This is a genomic window from Streptomyces sp. NPDC101160 (genome assembly GCF_044768205.1).
Taxonomy (GTDB): Bacteria; Actinomycetota; Actinomycetes; order Streptomycetales; family Streptomycetaceae; genus Streptomyces.
The window spans coordinates 276,446-288,609 of the sequence record NZ_JBIWPJ010000002.1 but is presented as its reverse complement, the minus strand read 5'-3'; the positions used below and the strand labels follow the sequence as shown (position 1 = coordinate 288,609).

General features: G+C 74.0%; 15 protein-coding genes. 6 read left to right on the top strand and 9 right to left on the bottom strand.

Annotated elements, in window-relative coordinates:
• The first annotated feature begins 58 nt into the window (after positions 1–58).
• Entirely contained in the window at positions 59–853 is a 795-nt protein-coding gene (locus ACIRSU_RS06885; RefSeq protein ID WP_403790199.1) for an aldo/keto reductase, read from the top strand.
• 188 nt (positions 854–1,041) lie between these two features.
• Here ACIRSU_RS06885 and ACIRSU_RS06880 read toward each other — a convergent pair whose 3' ends face one another.
• Entirely contained in the window at positions 1,042–2,004 is a 963-nt protein-coding gene (locus ACIRSU_RS06880) for a class I SAM-dependent methyltransferase (RefSeq protein WP_403789659.1), read from the bottom strand.
• A 116-nt stretch (positions 2,005–2,120) separates the two neighbouring features.
• Positions 2,121–3,053, bottom strand: a complete 933-nt coding sequence (locus tag ACIRSU_RS06875; protein WP_403789658.1) for a cupin domain-containing protein — start codon at positions 3,051–3,053, stop codon at positions 2,121–2,123.
• Positions 3,054–3,153: 100 nt separating this feature from the next.
• Between ACIRSU_RS06875 and ACIRSU_RS06870 the strand changes: the two genes are divergently transcribed.
• Positions 3,154–4,077 carry an NmrA family transcriptional regulator gene (locus ACIRSU_RS06870; RefSeq protein ID WP_403789657.1) on the top strand — a complete coding sequence of 308 codons (924 nt, stop codon included), beginning with the start codon at positions 3,154–3,156 and terminating at the stop codon, positions 4,075–4,077.
• Here ACIRSU_RS06870 and ACIRSU_RS06865 read toward each other — a convergent pair.
• The gene (locus ACIRSU_RS06865) at positions 4,068–5,096 is read right to left on the bottom strand and encodes a helix-turn-helix transcriptional regulator (protein ID WP_403789656.1); all 1,029 of its coding nucleotides are present in this window, start codon (positions 5,094–5,096) and stop codon (positions 4,068–4,070) included. The genes ACIRSU_RS06870 and ACIRSU_RS06865 overlap by 10 nt on opposite strands.
• A 39-nt stretch (positions 5,097–5,135) precedes the next feature.
• Between ACIRSU_RS06865 and ACIRSU_RS06860 the strand changes: the two genes are divergently transcribed.
• Positions 5,136–5,633, top strand: a complete 498-nt coding sequence (locus ACIRSU_RS06860) for a hypothetical protein (protein WP_403789655.1) — start codon at positions 5,136–5,138, stop codon at positions 5,631–5,633.
• Entirely contained in the window at positions 5,630–6,088 is a 459-nt protein-coding gene (locus ACIRSU_RS06855; protein ID WP_403789654.1) for a hypothetical protein, read from the top strand. The genes ACIRSU_RS06860 and ACIRSU_RS06855 overlap by 4 nt, the downstream gene beginning before the upstream one ends.
• Here the strand turns inward: ACIRSU_RS06855 and ACIRSU_RS06850 are convergent.
• Positions 6,075–6,824 carry a class I SAM-dependent methyltransferase gene (locus tag ACIRSU_RS06850; protein WP_403789653.1) on the bottom strand — a complete coding sequence of 250 codons (750 nt, stop codon included), beginning with the start codon at positions 6,822–6,824 and terminating at the stop codon, positions 6,075–6,077. The two genes, ACIRSU_RS06855 and ACIRSU_RS06850, sit on opposite strands and share 14 nt — an antisense overlap.
• 23 nt (positions 6,825–6,847) lie before the next feature.
• Complete coding sequence (locus ACIRSU_RS06845; RefSeq protein ID WP_403789652.1) at positions 6,848–7,150, bottom strand: 4a-hydroxytetrahydrobiopterin dehydratase; 303 nt, start codon at positions 7,148–7,150, stop codon at positions 6,848–6,850.
• 121 nt (positions 7,151–7,271) lie between these two features.
• On the opposite strand from ACIRSU_RS06845, the gene ACIRSU_RS06840 reads away from it, so the two are divergent.
• Positions 7,272–8,090, top strand: coding sequence for a helix-turn-helix domain-containing protein (locus ACIRSU_RS06840; RefSeq protein WP_403789651.1), 819 nt, complete (start codon positions 7,272–7,274; stop codon positions 8,088–8,090).
• On the opposite strand, the gene ACIRSU_RS06835 is transcribed toward ACIRSU_RS06840, so the two are convergent.
• On the bottom strand, positions 8,080–8,499 hold the full coding sequence (locus tag ACIRSU_RS06835; RefSeq protein WP_403789650.1) for a hypothetical protein: 420 nt from the start codon (positions 8,497–8,499) through the stop codon (positions 8,080–8,082). The genes ACIRSU_RS06840 and ACIRSU_RS06835 overlap by 11 nt on opposite strands.
• Positions 8,500–8,752: 253 nt before the next feature.
• Here ACIRSU_RS06835 and ACIRSU_RS06830 point away from each other — a divergent pair, with 253 nt between their 5' ends.
• On the top strand, positions 8,753–9,928 hold the full coding sequence (locus ACIRSU_RS06830; protein WP_403789649.1) for a low temperature requirement protein A: 1,176 nt from the start codon (positions 8,753–8,755) through the stop codon (positions 9,926–9,928).
• An 88-nt stretch (positions 9,929–10,016) separates the two neighbouring features.
• Here ACIRSU_RS06830 and ACIRSU_RS06825 read toward each other — a convergent pair whose 3' ends face one another.
• From ACIRSU_RS06825 to ACIRSU_RS06815, 3 genes are all read right to left on the bottom strand, one after another.
• The gene (locus tag ACIRSU_RS06825) at positions 10,017–10,205 is read right to left on the bottom strand and encodes a hypothetical protein (RefSeq protein WP_403789648.1); all 189 of its coding nucleotides are present in this window, start codon (positions 10,203–10,205) and stop codon (positions 10,017–10,019) included.
• A 55-nt stretch (positions 10,206–10,260) separates the two neighbouring features.
• Positions 10,261–10,581 (bottom strand): hypothetical protein, encoded by a 321-nt coding sequence (locus tag ACIRSU_RS06820; RefSeq protein WP_403789647.1) that lies wholly within the window; start codon positions 10,579–10,581, stop codon positions 10,261–10,263.
• A 68-nt stretch (positions 10,582–10,649) separates the two neighbouring features.
• Complete coding sequence (locus ACIRSU_RS06815) at positions 10,650–12,101, bottom strand: amino acid permease (RefSeq protein WP_403789646.1); 1,452 nt, start codon at positions 12,099–12,101, stop codon at positions 10,650–10,652.
• Between the last annotated feature and the right edge of the window lie 63 nt (positions 12,102–12,164).

The following is a 12,164-nucleotide window of genomic DNA, read 5'->3' as shown; positions in this document are numbered from 1 at the left end:
GCCTCTCGTGAGCACGGATAACAAGGTGCCCTTCCTCAAGCTCAACAACGGCGTGCAGATGCCGCAGCTCGGCTTCGGCGTCTGGCAGGTCGCGGACGACGAGGCCGAGCGGGCCGTCGCCACGGCCCTGGAGGCCGGCTACCGCTCCATCGACACGGCAGCGGCGTACGAGAACGAGACGGGCACCGGCAAGGCGCTGGCCGCCTCGGGCCTGCCCCGCGAGGAGCTGTTCGTCACCACCAAGCTGTGGAACAGCCAGCAGGGCTACGACTCGACGCTGCGCTCCTTCGACGCCTCCCTCGCCCGGCTCGGCCTCGAGTACGTGGACCTGTACCTGATCCACTGGCCGGTGCCGGCGAAGAACGCGTACGTCGACACGTACAAGGCGTTCGAGAAGATCCTGGCCGACGGCCGGGCGAAGGCCATCGGCGTGTCGAACTTCCTGCCCGAGCACCTGGAGCGGCTGATCGGCGAGACCGAGGTCGTGCCCGCCGTCAACCAGATCGAGCTGCACCCGCAGCTCCAGCAGGCCGAGAGCCGCGCGGTGCACGCCCGGCTCGGCATCGCGACCGAGGCGTGGTCGCCGCTCGGCTCGGGCCGGGGCCTCCTGGAGGTGCCGGCGATCGTGGCGATCGCGCAGAAGCACGACCGCACCCCCGCCCAGGTGGTGCTGCGCTGGCACCTCCAGACGGGGAACGTGGTGATCCCGAAGTCGGTGACGCCGTCCCGGATCCGGGAGAACATCGACGTCTTCGACTTCGAGCTCGACGCCGAGGACCTGGCCGGGATCGCCGCGCTCGACGAGGGCCGCCGCCTCGGCCCGAACCCAGCCGAGTTCAACATGGGCGCCTGACCGGGCGCCCGAATGCCGGACTGTCCCTAGGGGGTGTCTCGCCGATCATGCCGGGCTCGCGACGCCTGGCACCGCGCCTCGCCGCGTTGTCGTCGGTCGCCGATGCTCCGCATGGACTCCCTCCTCCGCCTTGCGATGCACGGCACCAGACGCCGCTCCCTGATCCGGCCTGATCGACAAGACACCCCCTAGCCGGCCCGTCGCGCCGTGTGGACCGTACGGGCCGTCAGCAGGAAGACGTCCGGGCGGCGGTGCAGGGAGAGCGGGTCGGCCGGGTCGAGCAGCCGGTCGAGGGCGGCGCGGTCGTCGTCCGCCACGCGCTCGGCCAGGCCCTCGCGCAGGCGCGTGTAGTGGGCGACGACCTGGGCGCGTACGGCGTCCGGCAGCGGCGCGGGCACGTCGGTGAGGAAGCTGCGGGTGCCGCTGGGCGTCAGCCCGGCGGCGGTCAGCAGGGCGGCCCAGTCGTCGATCTCCTCCTTGCTGTCGGGCAGCGCGGCCCGCATCTCGCCGAACCAGTCGGCGTGCGCGGCGTCGATGCGGGCCTCCAGGCCGGGGCGGCCGACGCCCGCGTTCCACGGCAGGTGGCGGGCGGGCAGGCCACCCTCGGCGAGGGCGATGACACCGCCGGGGTTCAGCACCTCGGCGAAGGAGACGAGGGCCGCCCGCTGGTCACCGATGTGGTGCAGGGAGTGGCTGGCCCAGATCAGGTCGGCGGTGCCGAGCGTGCCGAAGTCCTCGGGGAGTTCGGCGCGCAGGGTGGCGACCCGGTCGCCGAGTCCGCGGGCGTCGGCGCGCTCGCGGGCGAGGGCGAGGAGTTCCGGGGTGGCGTCGACGGCGACGACCTCGGCCTCGGGGAACGCCTCGGCGAGCAGCGCGGTGACGACGCCGGGGCCGCTGCCGACGTCGAGGACCCGGCGGACCCCGCCGGCCGGGGCGAGGGAGGCGAGCCAGGCGGCGGCCTCCGTGTACAGGGGGCTCTGGGTCTCTGCCTGCCGGGTGAGCAGCGGGGCCAGCTCGGCCCAGTCGAGGTCGGTGTGGTCGTGGTCCCGGCCGGAGCCGTGTCCGTGCCCGTGTCGCCGTCCGTGCCCGTGGCCCTGCTGGTGGCCCTGTCCGTGCCTGTGCCCGTCGTGGGTCCCGTCGTGTGCGCTCATGGGGACAGCGTGCGCCGCCCGTGCCGGTAACGCGAGAAAACTTGCCGTTCCGGCAAACGCCCGGCCGCCGTCCCGGCACAGTGCCCCGTCTGTGCCCCGTCTCGTGCCCCGTCTTGTCAGCGGCGCCCGCGGTGCTCCTGCGGGCTGATCCCGTGCACCCGCTTGAAGGCGGCGCTCAGCGCGAAAGCGCTGCTGTAGCCGACCTGGCGGGCGACCGACTCCACGGTGGCGTCCGTCTGCCGCAGCAGCTCGGCGGCACGGGCGATGCGCCGACCGGTGAGGTACGCCATCGGCGGCTCCCCCACGAGGTCGGTGAAACGGCGGGCGAGCGCGGCCCGGGAGACGCCGGTCCGGTCGGCGAGGGAGGCGACGGTCCAGGGGCGGGCGAGCTCGTTCTCCAGGAGGCGCAGTGCCCGGCCGACGACGGGGTCGCCCATCGCCCGGTACCAGGCGGGCGCGGCGGCCCCGGGCCGGGAGAACCACTCGCGCACGGCGGCGATGAGCAGCAGGTCGAGGACCCGGTCGAGGACGACGCTCTGGCCGGGGTCCTCGCGGGAGATCTCCTCGTCGAGGAAGGGCATGAGCGGGCAGTTCCACACGTCACCCGGCAGATGGAGCAGGTCCGGCAGCGCGTCGAGCAGCCGCCGCCCGACCTCTCCGGCCAGCGTGTACGTGCCGACGAGGACGGTGGTGCCGCCGTCGGCGGCGTTGCCCCAGCTCCGTACGCCCAGGCACATCGACTCCTCCAGCGGCTCCCCGCTGAGGGTGGCGCAGACGCCGCCGGGGCCGATGACGGCGGTGGGCGGGGCGTCGGCGGCGTGGGCGACGGTGTAGGGCTCGGGGCCGCGGGCGACGGCGATGTCGCCGGGACGCAGCAGCACGGGCGGGCCGCCGTCGGGCACGATCCAGGCCTCGCCGTCGGTCACGCACATGAGGCAGAGCGGGGCGCCGTCCTCGATCCGTACGGCCCACGGCGGGGCCATCACCATGCGCAGGATGGCGGCTCCCTTGGCCCGGGGACCGTCGAGGAGACCGGCGAGTGCGTCCATGGCGGCCAGCGTAGACGGCATGGCCGGGCATGGACGCACGCGTATGCGGGTGAGCCGATGGAGCATGGGACACGAGCGCCGCGACCGCGACTCTTGAGCCATGACGACGAACAAGGACAACACGACCACGGCCGACACGACCACGGCCGACGCGACCACGGCCAACACTGCGACGTCCAACGCGCAGACGGACAAGGCCCGGACGGACGAGGCCCGGACGGTTCTGGTGACGGGCGCGACCGGCAAGACCGGGCGCCGGGTGGCGCGCCTCCTGGAGGAGCGGGGCGTACGGGTGCGGGCCGGGTCCCGGTCCGGCGCGACGCGCTTCGACTGGGAGGACGCCGACACCTGGGCCCCGGCCCTGGCCGGCGCGGACACCGCGTACGTGAACTACTACCCGGACCTCGCCGCGCCCGGCGCGGTGGAGGCGATGAAGGCCTTCGGCGAGCTGGCGGCGGCGCACGGGGTGCGACGGCTCACGCTGCTGTCCGGCCGCGGCGAGCCGGCGGCGGTGGGCGCGGAGGAAGCGCTGCGGGAGGCCGTCGGCGACGCCGAACTCGCCGTCGTACGGGCCTCGTTCTTCTCCCAGAACTTCGACGAGGGACTGTTCGCGGAGGGCGTCGCGGCCGGCACCATCGCGCTGCCGGGCGGCGACACGGCGGAGCCGTTCGTCGACGCCGACGACCTGGCGGAGGTGATCGTGGCGACGCTGGTGGAGGACGGCCACGCCGGTCTCGTGCACGAGGTGACCGGACCGCGGGCGCTGACCTTCGCCGAGATCGCGGCGGAGATCGAGCGGGCCTCCGGGCGCCCGGTCGCCTATGCGCCGATGAGCGCGGGCGAATTCGCGGGCATGCTGGGCGGGTTCGGGATGCCGGAGGAGGAAGCAGCCTGGCTGGCCGACCTGTTCGCGATGCTGCTCGACGGTCACAACACCCCCGTCACGGACGGGGTGAAGCGGGTGCTGGGCCGCGAGCCGCGCGACTTCTCCGCCTACGCGGCCCGCGCGTTCGCTCAGGAGTAGCGGGCGGCCAGGGTCCGCACGGTGGCGGCGATCCGTTCGCGGAGGTCCTCGGGCGCGAGGACCTCCACCTCCGTGCCGAGCGCGAGCAGGCTGTCGTGGGCGTGCTCGGGGCCCTCGACGGGCAGCGTGCACCGGGTCCAGCCGTCGGGCTCGGGGGTGCCGTTCTCGGCGAGCGCGCGGGCTGCGGCGCCGGTGAGGCGTGCCGCGCCGCGCGGCGAGATCCGGACGACGGCCTCGCCCCGGTGGAGCCGGGCGTGGAAGTCGGCCTGGCTGTCCCGCCAGTGGGCGGCCAGGTCGAAGTCCTCGGGAATGACGGCCTCTTCGTCGGTGACGGTGAGGTCGAGGATCTGGTCGACGCGATAGGTGCGCGGCCCGGACGCGCTCCCGGATACGCCCCCGGACCCGCTCCCGGGCACACCCCCGGACCCGCTCCCGCGCTCGGGTCCCGGAGCGCTCCCGGCGACCAGGTACCAGCGGCCGGCCTTGAGCACCAGGCCGTACGGGGCGAGCCGCCGGTCGACGTCGGTGGGCTCCTTCCAGCGCCGGTAGCGCACGGCGAACACCCTCCCCGTGCGGACGGCGTCGGCGAGGTGCGGCAGGAACGGCGTCTCGCTCTCCTCCTCGTACCAGCCGGGGGCGTCGATGTGGAAGCGGGTGCGCAGCCGGTCCACGTGCTCGCGCAACGGCGCCGGCAGGGCGGCCCGCAGCTTGAGCTGGGCGTCGGCGAAGTGGCCGCCGAGACCGAGCGCCTGGGCGGCGACCGGCAGCCCGGCGAGCACGAGCGCCTCGGCCTCGCCCGTGCACAGATCGGTGAGCAGCGAGCGGCGGCCGGCGAGCAGCTGGTAGCCGCCGCGGTGCCCGGCGTCCCCGTACAGCGGCACTCCGGCGGCGTGCAGCGCCTCGACGTCGCGGTAGACGGTGCGGACGGAGACCTCCAGCTCCTCGGCGAGCTGCGCGGCGGTCATCCGGCCGCGGGTCTGGAGCAGCAGCAGGATCGTCAGAAGACGGCTGGACTTCACTGACACAAGATGTCAGTGAAGCCTTCCTACAGTCCAGACATGGCTTTCCACGAGAAGAACCTGATCGTCCTGCCGCCGGTCGAGATCGCCGGCCGGCACGTCAAGCGCTACCACGTCCCCGCCCTCGGCTCGGCGGGCATCGAGCCCGAGGTGGAGAAGGCGGCCTACGCCGTGCTTCCCGAGCTGTTCCCGGAGCCGGACGACACCCCGCCGGCGAGCTTCGTGGTGCTGCACCGGGGCGGCGACACCGGAGCGTACCTCAACGTCTACAGCTGGACCTGGGACAACGTGCTGCACTTCGCGGGCGCAGCCGCGGGCCAACCGGCCCTGGACTGCCCGGACCTGGATCCGGCCCACTTCGTCCGCAGCGATCCCTCCGTCCGCAACTGGATCGGCTGCGTCTGGGAGTTGGGGCCGCTCGGTCACGAACGGGACGCCTGGGTGCGGCACATGCTCGCCCCGGACACCCCGGACCTGCCGGGCTATCTGGGCGACGCGCTGACCACCGGCACGACGGGGCCGGGGGCGAGCGCGTGAGCGGCGGCGGCTTCGGCTTCCTCGACGGCGGGTGGACCGTCCGCAACCGCCGGCTCGCCGACTTCCTCGATCCGGCGAGCGGCTGGGAGGAGTTCGAGGGACACACGACCGGCCGGCTCTTCTGGGACGGGCGGGCGCACGTCGACGAGATCGTGTTCCCCACGAAGGGCTTCAGCGGGCTGACCCTGCGGCTCTACGAGCCGGAGACCGACGAGTGGACGCTCAACTGGTCGAACAGCCGCACGGGGCGGCTTGAGCCGCCCGTGCGCGGGCGGTTCGGCGCCGACGGCACGGGCGAGTTCTTCGGCGACGACGAGTACGCGGGGCAGCCGGTGCGGGTGCGCTTCCGGTGGTCGGGGATCAGTGCGGAGACGGCCCGCTGGGAGCAGGCGTTCGCGTCGGCCGGGAGCGAGGAGTGGGTGGTGAACTGGGTGATGGAGTTCAGCCGCGCCTGACGTAGCAGGCGAGCCGGTATACGGGGTCGGCGCGGGGGCGGTCCTGGTCCGGGAGGCCGGCGAGGGCGGCGCACAGGGCGTCGACGTCGTCCGGGGTGCCGCGGAACCAGGAGGCGTAGTAGCCGCCGCGCAGCTTCTCGGCGGTGCGGCGCGGGGTGGTGCCCTGGCCGTGGCCGGTGAAGGTGGTGCCGGGCGCGGGGACGAGGCCGTGGGCGGCGGCGTGGGCGGTGACGCGGTCGGCGCGGTCGGAGCCCGCGCCGGGCGCGCGGTGCGGTCGGAGCACGGCGTCGATGTCGCTGTCGACGTCGTGGGCGGCGTCCTTGTCGACGGTGGTGACGAGCACTCCGCCGGGGCGCAGCACCCGGGCCGCCTCGGCGACGATCTCCGCCGCGAAGGGCACGAGGTGGAGCAGCCAGACGGCGCTGACGGCGTCGAGCGTCCCGTCCGGCAGCGGCAGCCTGCGGGCGTCGGCACGCACCGCCCGGCCGGGGAGGCGCCCCGTGGCGGTGCGCAGCATCGCGTGGGCGGCGTCGGCGCCGTACACGGCGAGTCCGGGCCGGGCGAGGCGCTCGGTGACGAGGCCGGTGCCGCAGGCGAGGTCGAGCAGGGTGCGGGTGCCGGGCGGCAGCAGCCGCAGCACGGCGTCGGCCGCGGCGGCGGCCCGGGGCACCCCGCCGCGAGTCTCGTCGTAGTGCGCGGCCTCGGCCTCGTAGTCGAGAATCGTCGTCTCCCCCATGCGGGGATGGTACGTCGGGCCGGTCAGCTCGCGCCGTGGCCGGGCGCCACCGCCTCGATGCGCTCGGCGAGTTCGAAGTCCTTCTCGGTGACCCCGCCGGCCGTGTGGGTGTTCACGGACACGGCGACCGTGTTGTAACCGAGCGTCAGATCGCTGTGGTGGTTGAGCTCCTGCTGGATCTGGGCGACGTGGACGACGAGCGCGGTCGCGGCGAAGTGGTCGGCGAGCTCGTAGCCGCGGGTGATGCGGTCGCCGTCGAGGGACCAGCCGGGGAGCTCCCGCAGGCGGTCCTCGATCTCCTTCTGCGACAGGGGCTGAGTGGGCACGTGTGCTCCCTCCGTGAGGTGCGCCGATCAGGCGCGCTGGGCGTTGCGGGGCGTGCTGGATGGTGTCGGAGCGGTCCCCGGGAGAACGTACCCGGGTCCCCCTCTGGGATACCGTCTGCCCATGACGACTGTCGCGACCGACACGAACGTGGGCCCCCTGCTGCGCGGCTGGCGGGAGCAGCGGCGGCTCAGCCAGCTGGAGCTGGCACTGCGCGCGGACTCCTCCGCACGGCACATCTCCTTCATCGAGACCGGCCGCTCGCGGCCGAGCGAGGAGATGATCCTCAGGCTGGCGGAGCACCTGGACGTGCCGGTGCGGGACCGCAACGCCCTTCTTCTCGCGGGCGGTTACGCACCGCGCTACACCGAGTCCGCGCTCGACGCCCCGCAGCTGGAGACGCTGCGCGAGGGCATCGAGCAGCTGCTGCAGGGCTACGAGCCGTATCCGGCGCTCGTCGTGGACGGCTCGTACACGGTGGTGGCGGCCAATCGGGGCATCCAGCTGCTGCTCGCGGGCCTGCCGGAGCATCTGCTGACGCCGCCGCTGAACGCCATGCGGATCACCCTGCATCCGGAAGGTCTCGCGCCGCGGATCCGGAACCTGCGCGAGTGGCGCGGGCATCTGCTCGCCCAGATGGAGCGTCAGATCGGGCTGGCGCGTTCGGAGGCGCTGCGCGCGCTGTACGAGGAGGTGGCGGCGTATCCGCTGCCGGAGGGGACCACGGACCCGGGCGACCGGGAGGATCCGGAGCCGTACCCGTACTTCGCGCTGCCGCTGCGGATCGAGCACGACGGGCACGTGCTGTCGTTCGTGTCGTCGATCTCGACGTTCAACACGCCGATGGACGTGACGGTCGCCGAGCTGGCCATCGAGACGATGCTCCCGGCCGACCCGGCGACGGTCGCGTACCTGCAGTCGCTCGCTCAGGTCACCGAGTAGTCGCCGCCCGCAGCGCGGACCACTGGAGCCCGGCGAAGCCGGCGACGGTGACCGCCTGGAGCAGCGTCCACACGGTACCGGCCGTGGTGGGCGCCAGCCAGTCGACGAGCGCGACGACGCTGAGCACCGCCCACAGCAGGTTGGCGTCGACGACGATCTTCACGCCGAGGGCCGGCGGCTGCGGGCGGCTCGCGAGCCAGGCCACGCCGGCCGCGAACGCGGTGAGGAAGACGCCCAGTTCGAGCAGGAGTCCGCGGTCGACGCCGAGCAGTTCGCCGAGCGGGCCGGAGGCGGCGAGGTAGGCGAGGCCGTTGCCGCCGGTGACGACGGCGTCGAGGGCGAGGAAGCGGCGCACCATGGACCGCGGCTGGGTGGTGCGGGAGAGACCGGCGAGCAGGGCCTGGGACATGGCGGATCACCCTCCTGGGAGGCGCTGTGGTGACGGGTTCGGGCCCGGGGCCCGGACGGAGTGCGCCGCCCGGGACCCGGTACTGATGAGCATGCCGGGGGCCGCGGCGCGGGTCGATTACGCCGGAGGTAATGGCTCCGCCGGGGCGGCGGTAGGGTTCGCGCCTGGCTGGCCGGATCACACCGGCCTCGGCACACAGGCGCCTTCAGGGGGAATCACCGTGGCGGGCAAGGGAAGATCGCATCGGTCGCACATGGTCGCGACGGCGGAGGAACACAAGGTCACGCCGGCGGAGCTGTTCTTCGACCTCGTGTTCGTGTACGCGATCACGCAGGTCACGGCGCTGATGGCGAGCGCGCCGTCGCCCGTGCGGGTGGTCGGCGGTATGACGGTGCTCGCGCTGCTGTGGTGGTGCTGGTGCTGTTTCTCGTGGCTGGGCAACGTGGTGCGGGCCGACGCGGGCGGGCTGCTCGGGGTGCTCGTCACGGTGATGGCCGTGGTGTTCGTGGTGTCGCTCGCGGTGCCCGAGGTGTTCGCGGACGCGGCGGGCGGCCTGCCCGCGCCGCTGGTGTTCGTGTTCAGCTACGGCGCCGTACGGGTGCTGCACCTCGTCTCGTACTGGATCTCCAGCCCCGGCGACACGGCCCTGCACCGCACCCTGCGCCGGACGGCGCTGCTGTCCGTGGCCCCGCCGTTCGCGCTGCTGCTCCTGGGCTGCACGTACCACGGGACGCCCCGGCTGCTGCTGTGGCTGGGGGCGGTCGTCATCGACTACGGCGGGATCTACGTGACGGGCACGTCCGGCTGGCGGATCAACTCCCCCGGGCACTTCTCCGAGCGCTACGGCCTGATCGTGATCATCGCCCTCGGCGAGTCGATCGTGGCGATGGGCGTCGGCATGGCCGGTTTTCCGCTGACCGTGGCGGTGCTCGGGGCGTGCGCGGCGGGTCTGCTGCTGTCGGCCGGACTGTGGGCGCTGTACTTCCGGCGGTTCGGGGAGCCGGCCGAACACCGGCTCGCCGCCCTGGACGGCGACGAGCGGACCGGGTTCGGCCGGGACGTGTACACCTTCCTCCATCTGCCGCTGGTCGCGGGCGTGGTGCTGGTCGCGCTCGGCATGAAGAAGGTGCTCACGCAGGTCGCGGACACCGCCGACTACGGGCTCGCCGAGCCGCTGCACGGCACGGTGGCCTGGTCGCTGACGGGCGGGGTCGGGGTGTTCCTGCTGGGCGCGGCGGGGATCGTGCTGCGCTCGTCCGGGCCGCGGCCGACCGCGCTGCTCGTGGCGGGGGTGTGCTGTCTGTTCGCCGGGCCGCTGGTCGCCCGCGTCCCGGCGCTCCTCGCGCTCGCGCTGCTCGCGCTGGCGGTGCTCGGTCTCGTCGCGGTGCACGGCCGCCGGATGCGTACGGCCGGCGTGGCCGGCACCTGACGGGCCGACGGGCAGGCCGCGAGGAGCCGGTCCCGGAGCCGCGGGCGGGCGCGTGAGCACCCGCCGGGTCCGGGCCGGGTCCGCCGGATCAGTGCGTGCGGCCCTCCGGTTCGGTACCGGTGGACGCCGCGGGGGCGGCGGTTTCGCTCACGCGCTGCGGTTCCGGTTCCGTACGGGACCCGGTACCGGACTCGGCACGGGCCCCCGGACGGCGGTCCTGGCGCGCGGCCTCCGCGCGCAGCAGGGCGTTGAGCACGGCGAAGGGGTCGGTGGGCATGGCGAAGCTCCTTGCGGTGGAGGGGTGACGGGGGGTGCTGGGAGGCCGGGGCCTCTCAGCACCGCATCACCGTCGACCGGGGAGCTTCGGCTCGCGGACCGTGCGGGGACGGTACGGGAAGGGGTGCGGGGGTGCTGCCGGGCGCCGCACTCCCGGTCCGCGGGGGCGGCGCCGGACGCCGTACGCCTCGTACGGGAGCGGTCGCCTCGTGCTGTTCGGCGGCGTCGTGGGTCTCCGCGCCCGGGTCGGCGGCCGCGCTGACGCCGCGTGTCTCGGCCTCGGCGGGCGTGGTCACCGCTCCGGCGCCGGTGCCCGCGCCGAGCAGCGCGGCGAGCACGAGCAGCACCGCGAGCGCGCACCGGACGAGGGGCCTCACGGTGATCCGTACTGCCCGGCGCGACGGCCGGGACCACCTGATCGGCCCCGATTTCACCCCATCCGGGGTCACCCCTGCGGCAGCTCCCGGAGCTCGGGGGTCCCGGGCGTGTCCCCGGCCTCGTCCCCGGTCTCCGCCGGCCGCGAGGTCGCGCCGGCCGCGCGGGCCTTGCGGGCGGCCATCACGGCGTACACGAGGACGCCGACGAAGAGGAAGAGCACGCCCTGGTAGACGGCCGCGTAGCCGGATCCCGCGACCAGCCACAGCGAGAAGCCGAAGGCGGCGAGGGCGAGGACGCCGTCGCGGGCGAGACGGGCGCGGGAGACCTTCTCGCGCTGCCCGGAGAGCAGGAAGTGGATCTGCGCGGCGGTGGAGAGCAGATAGGGCACGGTGGCCGTGAAGGTGGTGACGAGGACCAGGATCTCGAAGACGCCCTTGGTGCCGGCCGTGTAGTTGTAGACCGTCAGGAGCGAGGCGAGGACGACGGTGACGACGACGCCGACCGTGGGGACACCGCGCCGCTTGACGGTGAAGACCTTCGGGAACAGGCCGTCGCGGGCGGCCGCGTAGGGGGCCTGGGCGCTGAGCAGGGTCCAGCCGTTGAGCGCGCCGAGGATGCTGACCATGGCCATGCAGGCGACGGCGGCGCCGCCCCAGGAGCCGCCGAACATGATGTTCGTGGCGTCGGAGAACGGCGCGGCGGAGTGCACCAGCCTGTCGTGGGCGACGGTGCCGAAGACGGAGAGCGTCCCGAGCAGGTAGACGGCGGCGGCGCCGAGGGTGCCGAGGACGGTGGCGCGGCCGACGTTGCGGCGCGGGTCGCGGACCTCGCCGGCACTGACGGCGGCGGACTCGACGCCCAGGTAGCTGAAGAGCAGGATCGCGGCGGAGGCGGAGACCGCGCCGAGCGGGCTGCCGCCGCTCGCCTGGAACGGGCCGAGATTGGCCGGATCGAAGAAGAAGAGCCCGCCGACCGCGACGACGAGCAGCGGCACGAACTTCAGCACGGTCGCGACGACCTGCACCGCGCCCACGTACCGGGTGCCGGCCAGGTTGGCGAGGCCGGGCAGCCACTGGAAGGCGAGCGCGGCGGCGATGGTGGCGAGCTTGGACTCGTGGACCGGCACGAGCACGTCGAGGTAGCCGACGGCGGCGACGGCGAGGGCCGCGTTGGAGACCCAGGCCGTGATCCAGTACGACCAGGCCGCCAGGAAACCGGCGAAGTCACCGAAGGCGGCGCGGGCGTACACGTAGGGGCCGCCGGTCTGCGGGAGCCGGCGGGCGAGCCGGCCGAAGACGAGCGCGAGGGCGATGGCGCCGAGGGTGAGCACGCCGAAGGCGACCAGGCTGATGGTGCCGAACGGGGCGACCGAGGCGGGGAGCAGGAAGATGCCGCCACCGATGATGTTGCCCATGACCAGGGCGGTCGCGACGGGGAGCCCGAAGCGGCGGGCGTGGTTGCGGGGCTGCGGGTCCCGTTCCAGGTGGGGGGTGGGGGGTGCGGTCGTGGCCGTGCTCATGGGGGGTGGTGCGCCTCTCGTCGTACAAACGCCACCATGGTCCGGATGGCGGGACGACGCTCC

Coding starts and splice junctions, on each gene's coding strand:
- ACIRSU_RS06885 (WP_403790199.1), top strand. CDS start 59: ATGCCGCAGCTCGGCTTCGGCGTCTGGCAGGTCGCGGACGACGAGGCC.
- ACIRSU_RS06880 (WP_403789659.1), bottom strand. CDS start 2,004: ATGAGCGCACACGACGGGACCCACGACGGGCACAGGCACGGACAGGGC.
- ACIRSU_RS06875 (WP_403789658.1), bottom strand. CDS start 3,053: ATGGACGCACTCGCCGGTCTCCTCGACGGTCCCCGGGCCAAGGGAGCC.
- ACIRSU_RS06870 (WP_403789657.1), top strand. CDS start 3,154: ATGACGACGAACAAGGACAACACGACCACGGCCGACACGACCACGGCC.
- ACIRSU_RS06860 (WP_403789655.1), top strand. CDS start 5,136: ATGGCTTTCCACGAGAAGAACCTGATCGTCCTGCCGCCGGTCGAGATC.
- ACIRSU_RS06850 (WP_403789653.1), bottom strand. CDS start 6,824: ATGGGGGAGACGACGATTCTCGACTACGAGGCCGAGGCCGCGCACTAC.
- ACIRSU_RS06840 (WP_403789651.1), top strand. CDS start 7,272: ATGACGACTGTCGCGACCGACACGAACGTGGGCCCCCTGCTGCGCGGC.
- ACIRSU_RS06835 (WP_403789650.1), bottom strand. CDS start 8,499: ATGTCCCAGGCCCTGCTCGCCGGTCTCTCCCGCACCACCCAGCCGCGG.
- ACIRSU_RS06830 (WP_403789649.1), top strand. CDS start 8,753: ATGGTCGCGACGGCGGAGGAACACAAGGTCACGCCGGCGGAGCTGTTC.
- ACIRSU_RS06825 (WP_403789648.1), bottom strand. CDS start 10,205: ATGCCCACCGACCCCTTCGCCGTGCTCAACGCCCTGCTGCGCGCGGAG.
- ACIRSU_RS06815 (WP_403789646.1), bottom strand. CDS start 12,101: ATGAGCACGGCCACGACCGCACCCCCCACCCCCCACCTGGAACGGGAC.